General features: G+C 63.3%; 14 protein-coding genes. 10 read left to right on the top strand and 4 right to left on the bottom strand.

Annotated features, from left to right (window positions below; translation table 11 throughout):
• The first annotated feature begins 83 nt into the window (after window positions 1–83).
• Complete coding sequence (locus GCT19_RS28895) at window positions 84–1,442, top strand: MFS transporter (RefSeq protein WP_018433106.1); 1,359 nt, start codon at window positions 84–86, stop codon at window positions 1,440–1,442.
• Window positions 1,443–1,667: 225 nt separating this feature from the next.
• Window positions 1,668–2,411: a FadR/GntR family transcriptional regulator gene (locus GCT19_RS28890; protein WP_013091513.1), complete on the top strand. Its 744-nt coding sequence runs from the start codon at window positions 1,668–1,670 to the stop codon at window positions 2,409–2,411.
• A 150-nt stretch (window positions 2,412–2,561) separates the two neighbouring features.
• Here the strand turns inward: GCT19_RS28890 and GCT19_RS28885 are convergent, their stop codons facing one another.
• Window positions 2,562–4,145, bottom strand: a complete 1,584-nt coding sequence (locus GCT19_RS28885) for an aldehyde dehydrogenase (NADP(+)) (RefSeq protein WP_152853838.1) — start codon at window positions 4,143–4,145, stop codon at window positions 2,562–2,564.
• Window positions 4,146–4,384: 239 nt separating this feature from the next.
• Here GCT19_RS28885 and garL point away from each other — a divergent pair, with 239 nt between their 5' ends.
• From garL to GCT19_RS28865, 4 genes are all read left to right on the top strand, one after another.
• Window positions 4,385–5,185 (top strand): 2-dehydro-3-deoxyglucarate aldolase, encoded by an 801-nt coding sequence (gene garL / locus GCT19_RS28880; protein ID WP_018433104.1) that lies wholly within the window; start codon window positions 4,385–4,387, stop codon window positions 5,183–5,185.
• A complete protein-coding gene (locus tag GCT19_RS28875) occupies window positions 5,182–6,111 on the top strand; it encodes a 2-hydroxy-3-oxopropionate reductase (RefSeq protein ID WP_227749346.1) in 930 nt (309 codons plus the stop codon). The genes garL and GCT19_RS28875 overlap by 4 nt, the downstream gene beginning before the upstream one ends.
• Window positions 6,112–6,505: 394 nt before the next feature.
• Window positions 6,506–7,342 carry an RNase A-like domain-containing protein gene (locus GCT19_RS28870; protein WP_152853836.1) on the top strand — a complete coding sequence of 279 codons (837 nt, stop codon included), beginning with the start codon at window positions 6,506–6,508 and terminating at the stop codon, window positions 7,340–7,342.
• A gap of 9 nt (window positions 7,343–7,351) precedes the next feature.
• Window positions 7,352–7,642: a contact-dependent growth inhibition system immunity protein gene (locus GCT19_RS28865; RefSeq protein WP_026228220.1), complete on the top strand. Its 291-nt coding sequence runs from the start codon at window positions 7,352–7,354 to the stop codon at window positions 7,640–7,642.
• Window positions 7,643–8,147: 505 nt separating this feature from the next.
• Here the strand turns inward: GCT19_RS28865 and GCT19_RS28855 are convergent.
• A complete protein-coding gene (locus GCT19_RS28855; RefSeq protein WP_018433100.1) occupies window positions 8,148–8,945 on the bottom strand; it encodes an NAD-dependent epimerase/dehydratase family protein in 798 nt (265 codons plus the stop codon).
• A 344-nt stretch (window positions 8,946–9,289) separates the two neighbouring features.
• On the bottom strand, window positions 9,290–10,111 hold the full coding sequence (locus tag GCT19_RS28850; RefSeq protein WP_152853835.1) for an alpha/beta fold hydrolase: 822 nt from the start codon (window positions 10,109–10,111) through the stop codon (window positions 9,290–9,292).
• A 532-nt stretch (window positions 10,112–10,643) separates the two neighbouring features.
• On the opposite strand from GCT19_RS28850, the gene GCT19_RS28845 reads away from it, so the two are divergent.
• From GCT19_RS28845 to GCT19_RS28835, 3 genes are read left to right on the top strand one after another with little or no spacing between them, the layout of a single operon-like run.
• Window positions 10,644–12,080, top strand: a complete 1,437-nt coding sequence (locus tag GCT19_RS28845; RefSeq protein WP_152853834.1) for a cytochrome ubiquinol oxidase subunit I — start codon at window positions 10,644–10,646, stop codon at window positions 12,078–12,080.
• A 22-nt stretch (window positions 12,081–12,102) separates the two neighbouring features.
• Complete coding sequence (gene cydB / locus GCT19_RS28840) at window positions 12,103–13,107, top strand: cytochrome d ubiquinol oxidase subunit II (protein WP_152853833.1); 1,005 nt, start codon at window positions 12,103–12,105, stop codon at window positions 13,105–13,107.
• Window positions 13,082–13,279 carry a hypothetical protein gene (locus tag GCT19_RS28835; protein ID WP_152853832.1) on the top strand — a complete coding sequence of 66 codons (198 nt, stop codon included), beginning with the start codon at window positions 13,082–13,084 and terminating at the stop codon, window positions 13,277–13,279. Before cydB ends, GCT19_RS28835 begins: the two co-directional genes overlap by 26 nt.
• Here GCT19_RS28835 and GCT19_RS28830 read toward each other — a convergent pair.
• Window positions 13,272–13,616 carry a hypothetical protein gene (locus tag GCT19_RS28830; protein WP_152853831.1) on the bottom strand — a complete coding sequence of 115 codons (345 nt, stop codon included), beginning with the start codon at window positions 13,614–13,616 and terminating at the stop codon, window positions 13,272–13,274. The genes GCT19_RS28835 and GCT19_RS28830 overlap by 8 nt on opposite strands.
• Window positions 13,617–13,715: 99 nt before the next feature.
• Between GCT19_RS28830 and GCT19_RS28825 the strand changes: the two genes are divergently transcribed.
• Window positions 13,716–14,459: a response regulator transcription factor gene (locus GCT19_RS28825; protein ID WP_152853830.1), complete on the top strand. Its 744-nt coding sequence runs from the start codon at window positions 13,716–13,718 to the stop codon at window positions 14,457–14,459.
• Window positions 14,460–14,487 lie beyond the last annotated feature (28 nt).

Below are 14,487 nucleotides of genomic sequence, written 5' to 3'. Positions count from 1 at the left end.
CGTGCATTTGCGCGACAGGCAGGTGGTCCGCGGATCGCCCGGCATAGAGACCGCACCTCGCCCAACCATATAGGAGATGACCCATGGACTTGAGCCGCACGGCCAGTTCTACCGACGCCGCCTCTAGCGCGGCACGCACCAAGGTCCGCTACGGGATTCTGGCGCTGATCTTCGTGATCACCACCCTCAACTATGCCGACCGCGCGACCCTGTCCGTCACCGGTTCCGCGATGCGCACCGCGTTCAGCCTCGACGCGATCCGCATGGGCTATATCTTTTCCGCATTCAGCTGGGCCTACGTGCTGTCGCAACTGCCGGCCGGCTGGCTGCTCGACCGTTTCGGCGCGCGCCGCGTGTACGCGGCGAGCATCTTCCTGTGGTCGCTGTTCACGCTGCTGCAGAGCTCGGTCGGCCTGCTCGGCAGCGCCGGTGCGGCGATCACGGCGCTGTTCGTGCTGCGCTTCGTGATGGGCGCGGCCGAGTCGCCGGCGTTTCCGGCGAACGCGAAGGTGGTCGCGAGCTGGTTCCCGACCAACGAGCGCGGCACCGCATCGGCGATCTTCAACGCCGCGCAATACTTCGCCGCGGTCGTGTTCACGCCGCTGATGGCGTGGCTCACGCATGCGTTCGGCTGGGAGACGGTCTACGTCGTGATGGGCGTGGTCGGGCTACTGCTCGCGCTGACGTGGCTGAAGGTCATGAAGAATCCCGCCGACCACCCGGGCGTGTCGCGCGCCGAACTCGAGTACATCGAGCAAGGCGGCGGCCTCGTCAGCGGTGCGCGCAAGGCGCGTCCGGACGACGTATCGAAGAGCGGCGGCTGGACGCTCGTGCGTCAGTTGCTCGGCAACCGCATGCTGCTCGGCGTCTATCTCGCGCAGTACTGCATCAACGTGCTGACCTACTTCTTCCTGACGTGGTTTCCGATCTACCTCGTGCAGGCGCGTGGGATGACGATCCTGAAGGCGGGCCTCGTGGCCTCGCTGCCGGCGATCTGCGGTTTTCTCGGCGGAGTGCTCGGCGGCGTGCTGTCGGACGGGTTGATCCGCCGCGGCTGGTCGCTGACCGTGGCGCGCAAGGTGCCGATCGTCGGCGGCATGCTGCTGTCGACCTGCATCATCGGCTGCAACTACGTGTCGACCGACTGGATCGTCGTCGCGCTGATGTCACTCGCGTTCTTCGGCAAGGGCATCGGTGCGCTCGGCTGGGCGGTTGTCGCCGATACGGCGCCGAAGGAAGCGCTCGGTCTGTCCGGCGCGATCTTCAATATGTTCGGCAACATCGCCGGCATCGTGACGCCGATCGTCATCGGTTATCTGGTCGCGCGTTCGGGCTCGTTCAATGGCGCGCTGGTGTTCGTCGGCGCGAATGCTCTGATGACGGTGATCAGCTATCTGGTGATCGTCAAGGACATCCGGCGGGTCGAGTTGCGCGCGGCGTGAGCCCGTTATAGGCTCGGTTATCGTTCCGGTTATCGTACTTCCGGCCGGCGGCCGCCCGGCGCCTCGCGCGATCCCATGCGCGTCGGGGCGCCAAACTTCAGGCGTCCTCCGATATATGTGACATTCGCGCCGAAATCGAACCGGCGCTTATATAATCAGTCGTCAGACGTCGATATAATAAAAATGCAGGATTCCCAGCGATTTTTCAGACAAGGAGCGTTTTCGATGGCTACACCACTAGCATCCGCGGCACCGCCACGACGCGCTCGCAATCTTGCCGAGTTCGTCGTCAATTACGTCACCGAGCAGATCGCGGCCAACGTGCTGAAGCCGGGCGACAAACTCCCGACCGAATCGCAGCTGATGAACACGCTCAGCGTGAGCCGCACGGTGATCCGCGAAGCAATCTCGCGCCTGCAGGCAGGCAAAATCATCGAGACGCGGCACGGTATCGGCAGCTTCGTGCTCGAGCCGCAGCGCGAAAAGCTCGGCATCGACATGGTGCCCGCCACCACGCTGCGCGACGTGCTGTCCATCTTGGAGCTGCGCATCAGCCTCGAAACCGAATGTGCCGGTCTTGCCGCGCAACGCGCGAAACCGGACGACCTCGCGCACATGCGTACCGCACTCGACGCGATCGAGGCCACGCGTCACAACGGGCTCGACAGCGTGGAGGCCGATCTGCAGTTCCACATCTCGGTCGCGCGTGCAACCGGCAACCGCTATTTCGTCGACATCCTGTCGCAGATGGGCAGCGCACTGATTCCGCGCAACCGGCTCGACTCGGCCGGCATCGCGCGCGCCGATCCTGATGCGTATCTGTCGCTCGTGAACCTCGAGCATGAAAGTATTCTCGAGGCGATCAGCCGGCACGACGCCGAAGGCGCGCGCGCGGCGATGCGCATGCATCTGTCGAATAGCCGCGAGCGGCTGCGTCGCGCGAATGAAGCGAGCGACGCGAATAGCTGATTTTCACGAAGCACGCGGGCGAAAAAAATGGCCGGGAAATTCCCGGCCATTTTTTTATCCTGCGATTGCCTGCTTGCGCTCTTCCCTTCGCTGCGCGCCCGCGCCGATATCGGCACCGGGCGCGCATCCGTTCAGGACGGCGTCACGCGACTAAGCGCGCGTGAGTTCGCCATCGCGACGACGCCACAGTTCCAGCGGGTTGCCGTCGGCCAGCGTTTGCGGCAGCAGCTCGGCCGGGAAGTCCTGGTAGCAGACCGGGCGCAGGAAGCGGTCGATCGACGTGGTGCCGACCGAGGTCGCGCGGCTGTCCGACGTCGCCGGGAACGGGCCGCCGTGGACCATCGCGTGACACACTTCGACGCCGGTCGGGAAGCCGTTGACCAGAATGCGGCCGGCCTTGCGCTCGAGAATCGGCACCAGCTTCTTCGCTGTCGCCACGTCGGCGCTGTCCATTTGCAGCGTCGCGGTCAGTTGGCCGGCGAAGTGCTCGGCGACTTTCAGCATTTCCTGCTCGTCCTTGCAGCGGATGATCGTCGACACCGGGCCGAACACTTCGTCTTCGAGCGCCGCGTTCGCGAGGAACGTCTGCGCGTCGGTCACGAACAGCGCCGCGCAAGCCTGGGTGGGGCCGGTAGCGGCGACGCCGCGTGCCACGACTTCGACGCCCTTGGTTGCGGCCAGCTTGCCTTCGCCGTCTTCATACGCGGCGTGGATGCCCGAGGTCAGCATCGTCTGCGCCGGTTTGGCAGCGAGCGCTTCCGATGCGGTCGCGACGAAGCCCTTCAGCGCGTCACTGTCGATCGCGATGGCGAGGCCCGGGTTCGTGCAGAACTGGCCAGCGCCGAGCACGAGCGAGTCGACGAAACCGCGCGCGATGCTGTCGCCGCGTGCCGTCAGAGCGTTCGGCAGCAGGAACACCGGGTTGATGCTGCTCATTTCTGCGTAGACGGGGATCGGCTCCGGACGTGCCGCCGCGACGCGCATCAGCGACGTGCCGCCCGCGCGCGAACCGGTGAAGCCGACCGCCTTGATGGCCGGGTGCGCCACCAGCGCCTCGCCGACCGAGTTGCCCGCGCCGACGATCATCGAAAACACGCCTTCGGGCAGATCCATTTCCTGCGCGACGCGCTGGATCACGCGACCGACCAGCTCCGAGGTGCCGAGGTGCGCGCGGTGCGCCTTCACGACGACCGGGCAGCCCGCGGCCAGCGCCGCGGCGGTGTCGCCACCCGCCACCGAGAACGCGAGCGGGAAGTTGCTCGCGCCGAACACGGCGACCGGGCCGAGCGCGATCTTTTGCATGCGCAGATCCGAACGCGGCAACGGCTTGCGATCCGGCAGCGGCGAATCGAGCGTCGCGTTGAGCCACTGGCCCGCGCGCACGGTTTGCGCGAACAGTTTCAGCTGGCCGGTGGTACGGCCGCGCTCGCCTTCCAGACGGGCCTTCGGCAGGCCCGATTCAGCCATCGCGCGTTCGATCAGCTCGTCGCCGAGCGCGGTGATGCCGTCCGCGATACGATCCAGAAACTCGGCGCGCACTGCGAGCGGCAGTTGACGGTAGGCGTCGAACGCCTGTTGCGCGAGCACGCAGGCCTGCTCGACGTTCTCGACGGTGCCGCTGCCGAACACCGGCTCGGCAATCTCGGACCCCGTGGCAGGATTGAACGCGCGCAGCGGTTTTTCTTCGCCGCGCACTGCTTTGCGACCGATCAGCATTTCACCGGTAATGGGCATTTTGGCTTTCCTTGAATGAAGGCTTCAGATATAGGTCATCCTACAACATTGCGGGGGTTCCATGCAACCCGAAACGCTTGTCGGACAGGGTGATTCGGGTTTACACGACGGTTACAACCGAGGGGCGCAGTGCTAATCTGCCGTTAGTCATACGACGACTTATAACCTCGCGTTCTGCGTGGTTTGTCGCGGTCGCCAGAGCTTTTTTCCCGATCCATCGTAGTTCGAGGAGACACCGCATGCCCGCCGTCACGCCTTACGAGTCCTTGCCCAACCGCTTCCGGCGCGCGGTGCGCGAGGGAAAAACCCAGATCGGCTGCTGGGCGTCGCTTGCCAGCCCGATCGCCACCGAACTGCTGGGCACGGTCGGCTTCGACTGGATGCTGCTGGACGCCGAACACGCGCCCAACGACGTGCTCACGCTGATCCCCCAACTGATGGCGCTCAAGGACAGCGGCAGCGCGCCGGTCGTCCGACCACCGGCTAACGACAGCGTCGTGATCAAACGATTCCTCGACAGCGGCTTCTCGAACTTCCTGGTGCCGTTCGTCGACAGCGCCGACGACGCCACCCGCGCGGTCGCGGCAACGCGCTATCCGCCACACGGCATCCGCGGCGTGTCGGTCGGCCATCGCGGCAACCGCTATGGCACAGTGCCCGACTACTTCGCGATCGCCAACGACAACATCTGCGTGATCCCGCAGATCGAAAGCCGCAAGGCGGTCGAGGCGATCGACAGCATCCTCGCGGTGGACGGCATCGACGCGGTGTTCATCGGTCCGTCCGACCTCGCGGCATCGTATGGCCACCTCGGCAATGCGAGCCATCCGGACGTGCAGCAGGCGATCGCGCATGTGTTCGAGCGCGCGCAGGCGGCCGGCAAGTCGAGCGGCATTCTCGCGCCGGTGCAGGCCGACGCGGAACGTTATCTGTCGATGGGCGCGCGCGTCGTCGCCGTCTGCGCGGATCTCGGGCTGCTCAAGGGCGCCGCGCAGGCGGCGCAGAAACACTTCATGCAGAAACCGGCGGGCGAAGCTTGAACGCGGCCGCCACGACATCTTCGGAGCATTCCATGAAAAAAGCAGGCTTTATCGGACTCGGCATCATGGGCAAGCCCATGGCCGCCAATCTTCTGAAAAACGGCGTGTCGCTCGCAGCGTTCACGCGTAGCGGCGTGCCCGCCGAACTGACGCAGGCCGGCGCCGTCGCATGCGACAACCCCGCCGCGGTCGCCGCCAACGCGGACGTGATCTTCATCATGGTGCCGGACACGCCGGACGTCGAGCGCGTGCTGTTCGGCGAGAACGGCCTCGCGAGCGCGCTGCGCGCCGGCCAGACCGTGGTCGACATGAGCTCGATCTCGCCGATGGCGACCCGCGACTTCGCGGCGCGCGTGCGCGAAACCGGCGCCGACTACCTCGACGCGCCGGTGTCGGGCGGCGAAGTCGGTGCGAAGGCCGGCTCGCTGACCATCATGGTCGGCGGCGAACAGGCCACGTTCGACAGCGTGAAGCCCATGTTCGACATGATGGGCAAGAACGTCACGCTGATCGGCGCGGTCGGCGCGGGTCAGGTGTGCAAGGTCGCCAACCAGGTGATCGTCGCGGCGACCATCGAGGCGGTCGGCGAAGCGCTGCTGCTCGCGTCGAAGGCGGGTGTCGATCCGGCGCGCGTGCGTGAGGCGCTGATGGGCGGCTTCGCGTCGTCGCGTATTCTCGAAGTGCACGGCGAGCGCATGACCAAGCGCACGTTCGATCCCGGCTTCCGCATCGAGCTGCACCAGAAGGATCTGAACCTCGCGCTGTCGACCGCGCAGGCGCTCGGCGTGTCGCTGCCGAACACCGCCACCTGCCAGGCACTGTTCAACGCGTGTGTCGCACACGGCGGCAAGGCGTGGGACCACTCGGCGATGGTGCGCGCACTCGAAGTGCTCGCGAATCACGAGATTGGGCAGAAGGCTGCTTGATTTGATGTAGGTTCGAAATAGTTGCGATCGGGTTGTGCGTCGGCATTCATTTGACCGATGGCCGGCTCGATTGCACGCTGCATTTCCTGGGTGTCGTGCGTAGTTCGCGCGTGATGCCCTTTCCCCTCTTCCGGGCCGTAGAGCTCTTTTGCCGGCTAACGCGACACGTTCGTATCGTGTTTAGCGATGGCGACTCCCCGCCCCATGTCTCCTCGGATTGCCGTCTGCTCCTTCGTGTTAGCCCGCCTGGCTAGTGCATGACCGGGATCGATATGCAGTCGAAAGCTTCCCCCTCCTCGGACTAAGTAGACACGAGAATCATCCATCGCCCATTCCCTGGCCCTGTGGTCGACAGCTACGTTGGCGGCCTCGAGCAATCACAGAGGAATACCGAATGTCGCGCGAACAAGATGGAGACGGCGTGCGTGTCGTGCTGAGTGCGCCGCAAAAACTAGCGGCGGTGCTGACCCGCCAATCGATCAGCCACAGCGAAATGCTTTCCAACCGGTTATGGGGCGGATTGCAACTTGTCGGCGGTTTGCTGGAAATGGTCGGGGCCGGCGCGCTGTGTGTGATGCCTGAACCGACCATGGCGAGCAAGGCTGGATGCGTTGTGTTCGGCGTACATGGCTCGGACACGGCGGCCGCTGGCTTGCGTCAGATCTGGACGGCGCGAGATACGGCGACGCTGACCCAACAGGGCACGACGAAACTCGCGGAAGCGATGAAGGCCAGTCCCGATATGGCGAACAATATCGGTCTGTGGCTCGATATGGTCGTGCCGTTTGGCTTTGCTAGTTCGATCAAGGCTATACGGGCTTCGCGTATCGCGATGGGCCGGATCAGTCTGGACATGCACGAAGCGAAGGCTGGGAGCGGGATTGGCGGACACACGCTCTTGAAGCATGTCGGACGGACCGAAGCGCAGTTGCGAGAAAGACTCAAACGCGAGCCGCGTCGAGAGAAGGTTTCGTCGTTCACGAACCTTGAGCGGGCCGAATCGGCCATCTCAGAAGTCATGCGTGCCAATGCGACCATCATTCGGGAATGGGCGCAGTCTTCGGGCAGAGGCGGCCCTCTCGCTCTAACGCGGCGCGTGGCGGGCAACGTCGGCTATGGCATAACGAGGGAGACAGGAAAACTGACGCCCATGAATGAGGTTGTAGTCGTTCTGAAATATCAAACCTACAACGGAATGCCATACTATATTGTTACTGCTTTCATTAGATAGAGAGAATTTATGCTGTCAACTCGCTACCCCAAAATGTATCAGCTGTTTGGCGCATACCTGAATGAGGATTTCGATATATGGGGAGATACGATTCCCGATATCATCGCTTGCTACAAGAGAGACTGCCCACGCGAGAGCCACCTCGAGATGGTTCATGAAATCAATTCATTCATGAGCGAACACCGGGACGATCTGGACTCGGCGTTCAAAAACGACTATGGCCGGGATTTTTCTCCCGAATTGTGGGGCTACACGACTGCCTCATTTCTTGACGAACTAAAAAGGCTTCTCAGCCAGTGATTTGTCGCGATGCTCGCGCCACCACTCTGCATCCGGTCAACCGCCTCAGATCCCACAAGTGATGACGAAGAGTCATATCCTCAGTTCCATGCCCTGTTTGGCGGATATCTCAACCAGGGTAGCGATCTGTTAGGCGATAGCCAGGAGGAGGTTATATGTTGACCCCGCCGAAATAGACAGATATAAAAAAAAGAAGCAGGCGAAAATCTCGACCAAAAATTTTACGAAGATTATGGATTTAATTTTTTATCCGAAATTGCGGGGACAAGTAACCGTATAACCGTATCGTTCTTTGACGGATTAAAACGTCTGCGGGGCGACTGATCTGCTTGCCGCCTGTAACGCTCAGGGCGCAGGACTGCCATCTCGCAATCGGCCGCAAAACTGACCAAAGAAGCGGCACCTACTCATGCGCGCCGCTTCGTTTGCCATGCCGGCCCGGACAGAATCCGCGGAATACCGATCGCCCCGAAATTGATGCATTGCCCGTCGAACTGCCCGGGACTTAATCCTTGCGCGAGTAGTCGATGCCGACGAAGCTGCCGCCCTGGAAGCGCTGGCCCAGTTCATCGAGCGGATTCGGGCGCGACAGGATGTCTTGCGCGTAGTCTTCGGCGTTCTGCTTGGGCTCGTAGCCGAGACGCGCGGCGCCGACGCTGTTGTCCCACCAGCTGCGCGTATTGGCCGACACGCCCCAGATGGTCAGGAAGCCGACGTCTTCCGCTTCGATGCAACGATCGAGGAAATGCATCAGATCCTTGTGGCCGAACCAGGTGCTCAGGTGGCGCTGCTCGGTCGGTTTGTCGAGGCAGCTGCCGATGCGCACGCACACGCTTTCGATGCCGTGCTTGTCCCAGTACATGCGCGCGAGCGCTTCGCCCCACACCTTCGACAGACCATAGAAGCCGTCCGGGCGCAGTTCGCAATCGAGGCTCAGATGCTCGGTGACCGGATACATGCCGATCGCGTGGTTCGAGCTCGCGAACACGATGCGCTTCACGCCGTTGCGGCGCGCGCCTTCGTAAACTTCGACGAGGCCGCGCAGGTTGTTCTCGATGATCTCGGGCAGCGGACGCTCGACGCTCGTGCCGGCGAAATGGATCAGCACGTCCACGCCGTTCAGCAGACGGTCGACGACCGCCGGATCGCGCAGGTCTCCGTTCATCACGTCTTCGCCGTCGACGAGCGGCGTCAGCACTTTGGAGCCAGCGGCCGAACGCACCGGCACGCCGCGCGCGACGAATTCAGCACGTACCACGGAGCCGAGCTGGCCGCCGGCGCCACTCAGGGCAATCTTCTTCATAGGGGTTCCTTTAACTGCGCCGCGCGCGAGGTCTGCAGAGAACAGACAGAGGGTTTGAGCGGCCGGCGGATCGCGCTGAGCGCGTCGCATAACCGACCGAGTTGTACGATAACGTACTATCGGCGATGGACAAGCGGATTTCAACTCCGCATTTACCCTTAAAATGCCCGGAGCGGGTTTCGCATTCCCTTAAGAAACAAGAACATACGCGGGTCATATTAATATGACATCGTATAACTTTGAGCGGATTTCCGTTCCAGGAGTGGATTTGCCTGATGCCCGCGGTCGCCTGGCATCCGGCGCGAGCGGCGTCTGTACGCCGCCCGCGCGGTCACCGAATTACCTCAAGCGCCAATGAATTCGAGCAGGTCGGCATTGACCTTGTCGGCCTCCACTGTGCACATGCCGTGCTGGCCGCCCGCATAGACCTTCAGCGTCGCGTTCTTGACGATCTCCGCGGTGCGTCGGCCAGCTGCGTCGATCGGCACGATCTGGTCGTCGTCGCCGTGCAGCACCAGGGTCGGCACGTCGATCTTCTTCAGATCCTCGGTGTAGTCGACTTCGGAGAACTGCTTGATGCAGTCGTATAGCCCCTTGATCGAGCCGGCCATGCCCTGGCGCCAGAACGAATCGATCACGCCCTGTGACACCTTCGCGCCCTCGCGGTTATAGCCATAGAACGGCACGGCCAGATCCTTGAAGAACTGCGAACGATCGTCGAGGACGCCCTTGCGAATGCCGTCGAATACATCGATCGGCAGGCCGAGCGGATTATCGGCGGTCTTCAGCATCAGCGGCGGCACCGCGCCGATCAGCACGGCCTTCGCGACACGCCCCGTGCCGTGCCGGCCGATGTAATGCGCGACTTCGCCGCCGCCCGTCGAGTGGCCGACCAGCGTCGCGTCCTGCAAGTCGAGATGTTCGATCAGTGCGGCGAGGTCGTCGGCGTAGGTGTCCATCTCGTTGCCGTCCCACGGCTGCTCCGAGCGGCCGTGGCCGCGCCGGTCGTGCGCGATCACGCGAAAGCCCTTGTTGCCCAGAAACAGCATCTGCGCATCCCACGCATCGGCGGTCAGCGGCCAGCCGTGCGAAAACACGACCGGGCGACCCTTGCCCCAGTCCTTGTAGAAAATCGAGGTACCGTCTTTCGTCCTGATCGTGCTCATCTGCTGACTCCTTGTCGTTGAAGTCTGCCGTCGCCGGCAGGTGGATGAAGCGGAAGCTGCTCATGAAGCATGCGCGCGACGCATGACAGAACGCCGTGCGAATCCGGCAATGAATAACGGCAACTACGGAAACGGCCGCATCGTAGAGATAAAAAAATCGCCTGACTAGCAACCGAACCGACGAAGTCGGTTTGGATGGATCGATTGTCGGCTGACGACGGGGCACCGCTCGCGACCTTGCCGCGCAAGGCTGCGCGGCAAGCGTTGCTGCAGCGCGGTCGATTGACGCAGCACATACAACGACGCACACACGGCCACGCATCGGCCGCTTAAAGAAACTTGAGACCCATCAACGGCTTGCCCGATCGATAAGCGCATTTCGCATAAAACAAGGCGGTTTTTTGACGCACATCGCATTGCAACACATTTTGTTTCGATCCCCTACTCTTGCGCCATCTGCCCAGCGCAGTGCGCACCGACATCGGTCGACGCGCGTAATTCCGCTCACGCGGCCATCACGCACAACAGGATCATGAACTCGGCACTATCGGCATTCGATCTCGCGCGCATTCAATTCGCGTTCACGGTTTCTTTTCACATCGTCTTCCCCGCGCTGAGCATCGGTCTCGCCAGTTTCATCGCCGTTCTCGAATGGCGTTGGCTGAAAACCGGCAAGGCCTACTACAAAGATCTTTGTCTGTTCTGGTCGAAGATCTTCGCAGTGGCCTTCGGCATGGGCGTCGTCTCCGGTGTCGTGATGGCCTATCAGTTCGGCACCAACTGGTCCGGATTCTCGAGTTTCGCCGGGCCCATCACCGGTCCGCTGCTGATGTACGAGGTGATGACCGCATTCTTTCTCGAAGCGGGCTTCCTCGGCATCATGCTGTTCGGCTGGCAGCGCGTGAGTCCGCGCGCGCACTTCGGCGCGACGCTGATGGTCGCGATCGGCACGCTGATCTCGACCTTCTGGATTCTCGCGTCCAATAGCTGGATGCAGACGCCGCAGGGCTTCGAGGTCGTCGACGGCCATGTCGTGCCGCTCGACTGGTTCAAGATCATCTTCAATCCGTCGTTCCCGTACCGGCTCGCGCATATGGCGCTGGCGGCGTTCATCGTCGCGGGGCTGGTGGTCGCGGCGGTCGGCGCGTGGCATCTGCTGCGCGGCCGACGCGATCCCGCCGTCAAGAAGATGTTCTCGATGGCGCTGTGGCTGCTGCTGATTCTGACGCCGATCCAGGCATTCATCGGCGATCAGCACGGCCTGAACACACGCGAATACCAGCCGGCGAAGATCGCGGCGATCGAAGGCATCTGGGACACCGAAAAAGGCGGCACCGCGCTGAACCTGTTCGGCATCCCCGACATGAAGGCCGAAACCACTCACTACGCGGTGTCGATCCCGCACCTGGGCAGCCTGATTCTCACGCATAGCTGGGACGGCGAAATCCGCGGGCTGAAGGAATTCCCGCCGCAAGACCGGCCGGATTCGGCCGTGGTGTTCTGGAGCTTCCGCATCATGGCCGGGCTCGGCGTGCTGATGATCGCGATGTCGATCGCGGCCTGGGTGCTGCATCGCCGTGGACGCCTGTTCGAAGCGAAGTGGTTCCAGCGGTTGTGCATCGCGATGGGGCCGAGCGGCTTCATCACGCTGCTGGCCGGCTGGGTCACCACCGAAGCGGGCCGTCAGCCGTGGGTCGTGTACGGCGTGATGCGCACGTCGCAGGCGGTGTCGCCGCTGACCACGCAGCAGGTCGGTCTGTCGCTGATGACGTTCGTGGCCGTCTACTTCCTCGTGTTCGGCACCGGCATCTACTACATGTTGAAACTGATGCGCTCGGGTCCCGCGCTGCCTGGCGGCAAGCCGCATGACACACCGCACGACGCGCACCATGACCTGCCGCAGCCGACGCCCTCGCAGACCGCGCGCCGCCCGCTGTCCGCCGCCGATCAGATGATCGACGCCGTCTAACCCACGCTTCAAGAGAAAGAATATGGACGTAACCGTCGTATGGGCCGCGATCATTGCGCTGGGCCTTTTCATGTACGTCGTGCTGGACGGCTTCGACCTCGGCATCGGCATCGTCTTTCCGTTCTTCCCCGATGACAAGGAACGCGACCTGATGATGAACACGGTCGCGCCAGTGTGGGACGGCAACGAAACCTGGCTCGTGCTCGGCGGCGCGGCGCTGTTCGCGGTGTTTCCGGTCGTCTACTCGACCGTGCTGTCGGCGCTCTATTTGCCGCTCGTGTTCATGCTGGTGTGCCTGATCTTTCGCGGCGTGTCGTTCGAGATTCGCGCGAAGTCGCGTCGCACCAGGCATCTGTGGGACCTCGCGTTCATCGGCGGCTCGGCGGGCGCGACGTTCTTCCAGGGCATCGTGCTCGGCGCTTTCCTGCAAGGCATTCCGGTCGTCGACGGCGCCTATGCCGGCGACGCGTTCGGCTGGCTCACGCCGTTCAGCCTGCTGACGGGCCTCGGGCTCGTCGCGACCTACGCGCTGCTCGGCTGCTGCTGGCTCGTCGCGAAGACCGAAGGCGACCTGCAGCGCCGGCTGCATCGTGTGGTCTGGCCGCTGACGCTGGTGCTGCTCGGCTTCATCGCGCTCGTGAGCCTGTGGACGCCGCTGATGGATGCGGGCATCGCGCAACGCTGGTTCCATGACGGGATTTTCTATCGTCTGCTGCCGGTGCCGTTCCTCGTCGCGATCTGCGCGTTCTTCATGCATCGCGCGGTGCGAGCGCGCCATCACAACACGCCGTTCGTGCTCGCGCTGGCGCTCGTGCTGCTCGGCTATCTCGGGCTGCTCGTGAGCCTGTGGCCGTACGCGATTCCGTCGAGCCTCACGCTATGGGAAGCCGCCGCGCCACGCACGAGCCAGACGTTCACGCTGGCCGGCGCGGCGGTGATCCTGCCGATCATCGTCGCCTATACGACGATGGGTTACTGGGTCTTTCGAGGCAAGGTGCGTCATGGCGACCAACATCACTATCACTGAAAAGCGGGGTGTCCGCGCATCGGCTCCCGCTGCCGCTGCGGCAATGCCCGGCCGCAAACTGCCCGGCTGGCTCTGGTTCATCGCGCTCTGGTGCTTCGGCGTGGCCGCGGCGATGTCGCTCGGTTTCGCCTTCAAGCTTCTGATGAAAGCGACGCTGTTTGCGGTCAGATAGCGGCGCGCGAACCCGTGTCGATCCGGTGGGCATAACCTGCCGGATCGCGCGCCAGCGCTTCAAAAACGCTGCGCACGGCTCGTCTACGTAGCAAGCCGGAACCTATGCGCGGGAGACCTGCCTTAACATCACGAAGCGCATCGAACGAGGCCGGCAGCCGGCCACGCGCGTCGCAGCCCAGCCAAGCGGCGCGCGGCACGGCAAGGGAGCGGGACCCTGGCGAGTTGAAACGATGCCGAATGCGAATCGCAACATGAGAGAACGGCAATCGGATCGGCTCGTCCGGGTCCCTGGGATCGACCAAGAAGCGCGGAAGACCGGCCATGATGCGTGTCATGAGTACCGCAGTTATTTACGCTGCAAGTGCGCAGCCCGCAACGGCGGAATGTGCATCGGCGGCAGCCCTCAACGGACAGGCTCGACTCGCGGAGACATCATGAAGTTTCTTGTAGCCGACGACCATGAACTGATCCGGCAAGGCGTCAAAGGCATGCTGCGCGGCTTCGATCCCGACGCCCAGTTCGACGAAGCCGACAGCTGGGAAACCCTTGCGACCGCCGCGCGCCCCGACGCCAATCACGATCTGGCGATCGTCGATCTGCATATGCCGGGCATGAGCGGCGCGGCGTCGCTCGAATCGCTGCTAAAGGCGAATCCGGCGCTGCCGGTCGTGGTGCTGTCCGCGGAGGAATCGCCCGACGAGATGCGCGCGGTGCTCGCGGCCGGCGCGCTCGGCTTCGTGCCGAAGCGCCAGCCCGCCAGCGTGATGCTGAAGGCAATCGAACTGGTGCTGTCCGGCGGCGCTTATGTGCCGATGGAAGCGCTGAGTCTGCTCGGCACGCGCGAGACGCAGGGGGCCGGCTGTGCGGGCGCAGAAGCGGATGCATCGTCAGCAGTGCCGCCCCCGAGCGCCGCCGCGCAGACCGAACCTCTCAGGCAGATGCCGTCGCTGCAGCCGCATCAGCAGCATTTGCTGGAGAATCTGTCACCACGTCAGCAGGACATCATGCGGCTCGTGCATCGCGGCTGGACCAACAAGATGATCGCGCGCGATCTCGGCGTCGCGGAGGGTACGGTGAAGGTGCATCTGTCGGTGATCTTCCGCGCGCTCGGCGTGCATAACCGCTCGACGGCGATCGCTGTAATCAATGGATGGCTGGAGGCGGGGAAGACGCTGTAGCGCTGCGCCGCAGCGCTAACCGTCTCTG

Origin of the sequence: Paraburkholderia atlantica, from assembly GCF_009362785.1 — a bacterium.
GTDB lineage: Bacteria > Pseudomonadota > Gammaproteobacteria > Burkholderiales > Burkholderiaceae > Paraburkholderia > Paraburkholderia atlantica.
This window is presented reverse-complemented; position numbering and strand designations above follow the sequence as displayed.

Bases quoted from the DNA above. Each gene is read 5' to 3' on its own strand.
- GCT19_RS28895 (WP_018433106.1), top strand. From the start codon at position 84: ATGGACTTGAGCCGCACGGCCAGTTCTACCGACGCCGCCTCTAGCGCG.
- GCT19_RS28890 (WP_013091513.1), top strand. From the start codon at position 1,668: ATGGCTACACCACTAGCATCCGCGGCACCGCCACGACGCGCTCGCAAT.
- GCT19_RS28885 (WP_152853838.1), bottom strand. From the start codon at position 4,145: ATGCCCATTACCGGTGAAATGCTGATCGGTCGCAAAGCAGTGCGCGGC.
- garL (WP_018433104.1), top strand. From the start codon at position 4,385: ATGCCCGCCGTCACGCCTTACGAGTCCTTGCCCAACCGCTTCCGGCGC.
- GCT19_RS28870 (WP_152853836.1), top strand. From the start codon at position 6,506: ATGTCGCGCGAACAAGATGGAGACGGCGTGCGTGTCGTGCTGAGTGCG.
- GCT19_RS28865 (WP_026228220.1), top strand. From the start codon at position 7,352: ATGCTGTCAACTCGCTACCCCAAAATGTATCAGCTGTTTGGCGCATAC.
- GCT19_RS28855 (WP_018433100.1), bottom strand. From the start codon at position 8,945: ATGAAGAAGATTGCCCTGAGTGGCGCCGGCGGCCAGCTCGGCTCCGTG.
- GCT19_RS28850 (WP_152853835.1), bottom strand. From the start codon at position 10,111: ATGAGCACGATCAGGACGAAAGACGGTACCTCGATTTTCTACAAGGAC.
- GCT19_RS28845 (WP_152853834.1), top strand. From the start codon at position 10,644: ATGAACTCGGCACTATCGGCATTCGATCTCGCGCGCATTCAATTCGCG.
- cydB (WP_152853833.1), top strand. From the start codon at position 12,103: ATGGACGTAACCGTCGTATGGGCCGCGATCATTGCGCTGGGCCTTTTC.
- GCT19_RS28835 (WP_152853832.1), top strand. From the start codon at position 13,082: ATGGCGACCAACATCACTATCACTGAAAAGCGGGGTGTCCGCGCATCG.
- GCT19_RS28830 (WP_152853831.1), bottom strand. From the start codon at position 13,616: ATGACACGCATCATGGCCGGTCTTCCGCGCTTCTTGGTCGATCCCAGG.
- GCT19_RS28825 (WP_152853830.1), top strand. From the start codon at position 13,716: ATGAAGTTTCTTGTAGCCGACGACCATGAACTGATCCGGCAAGGCGTC.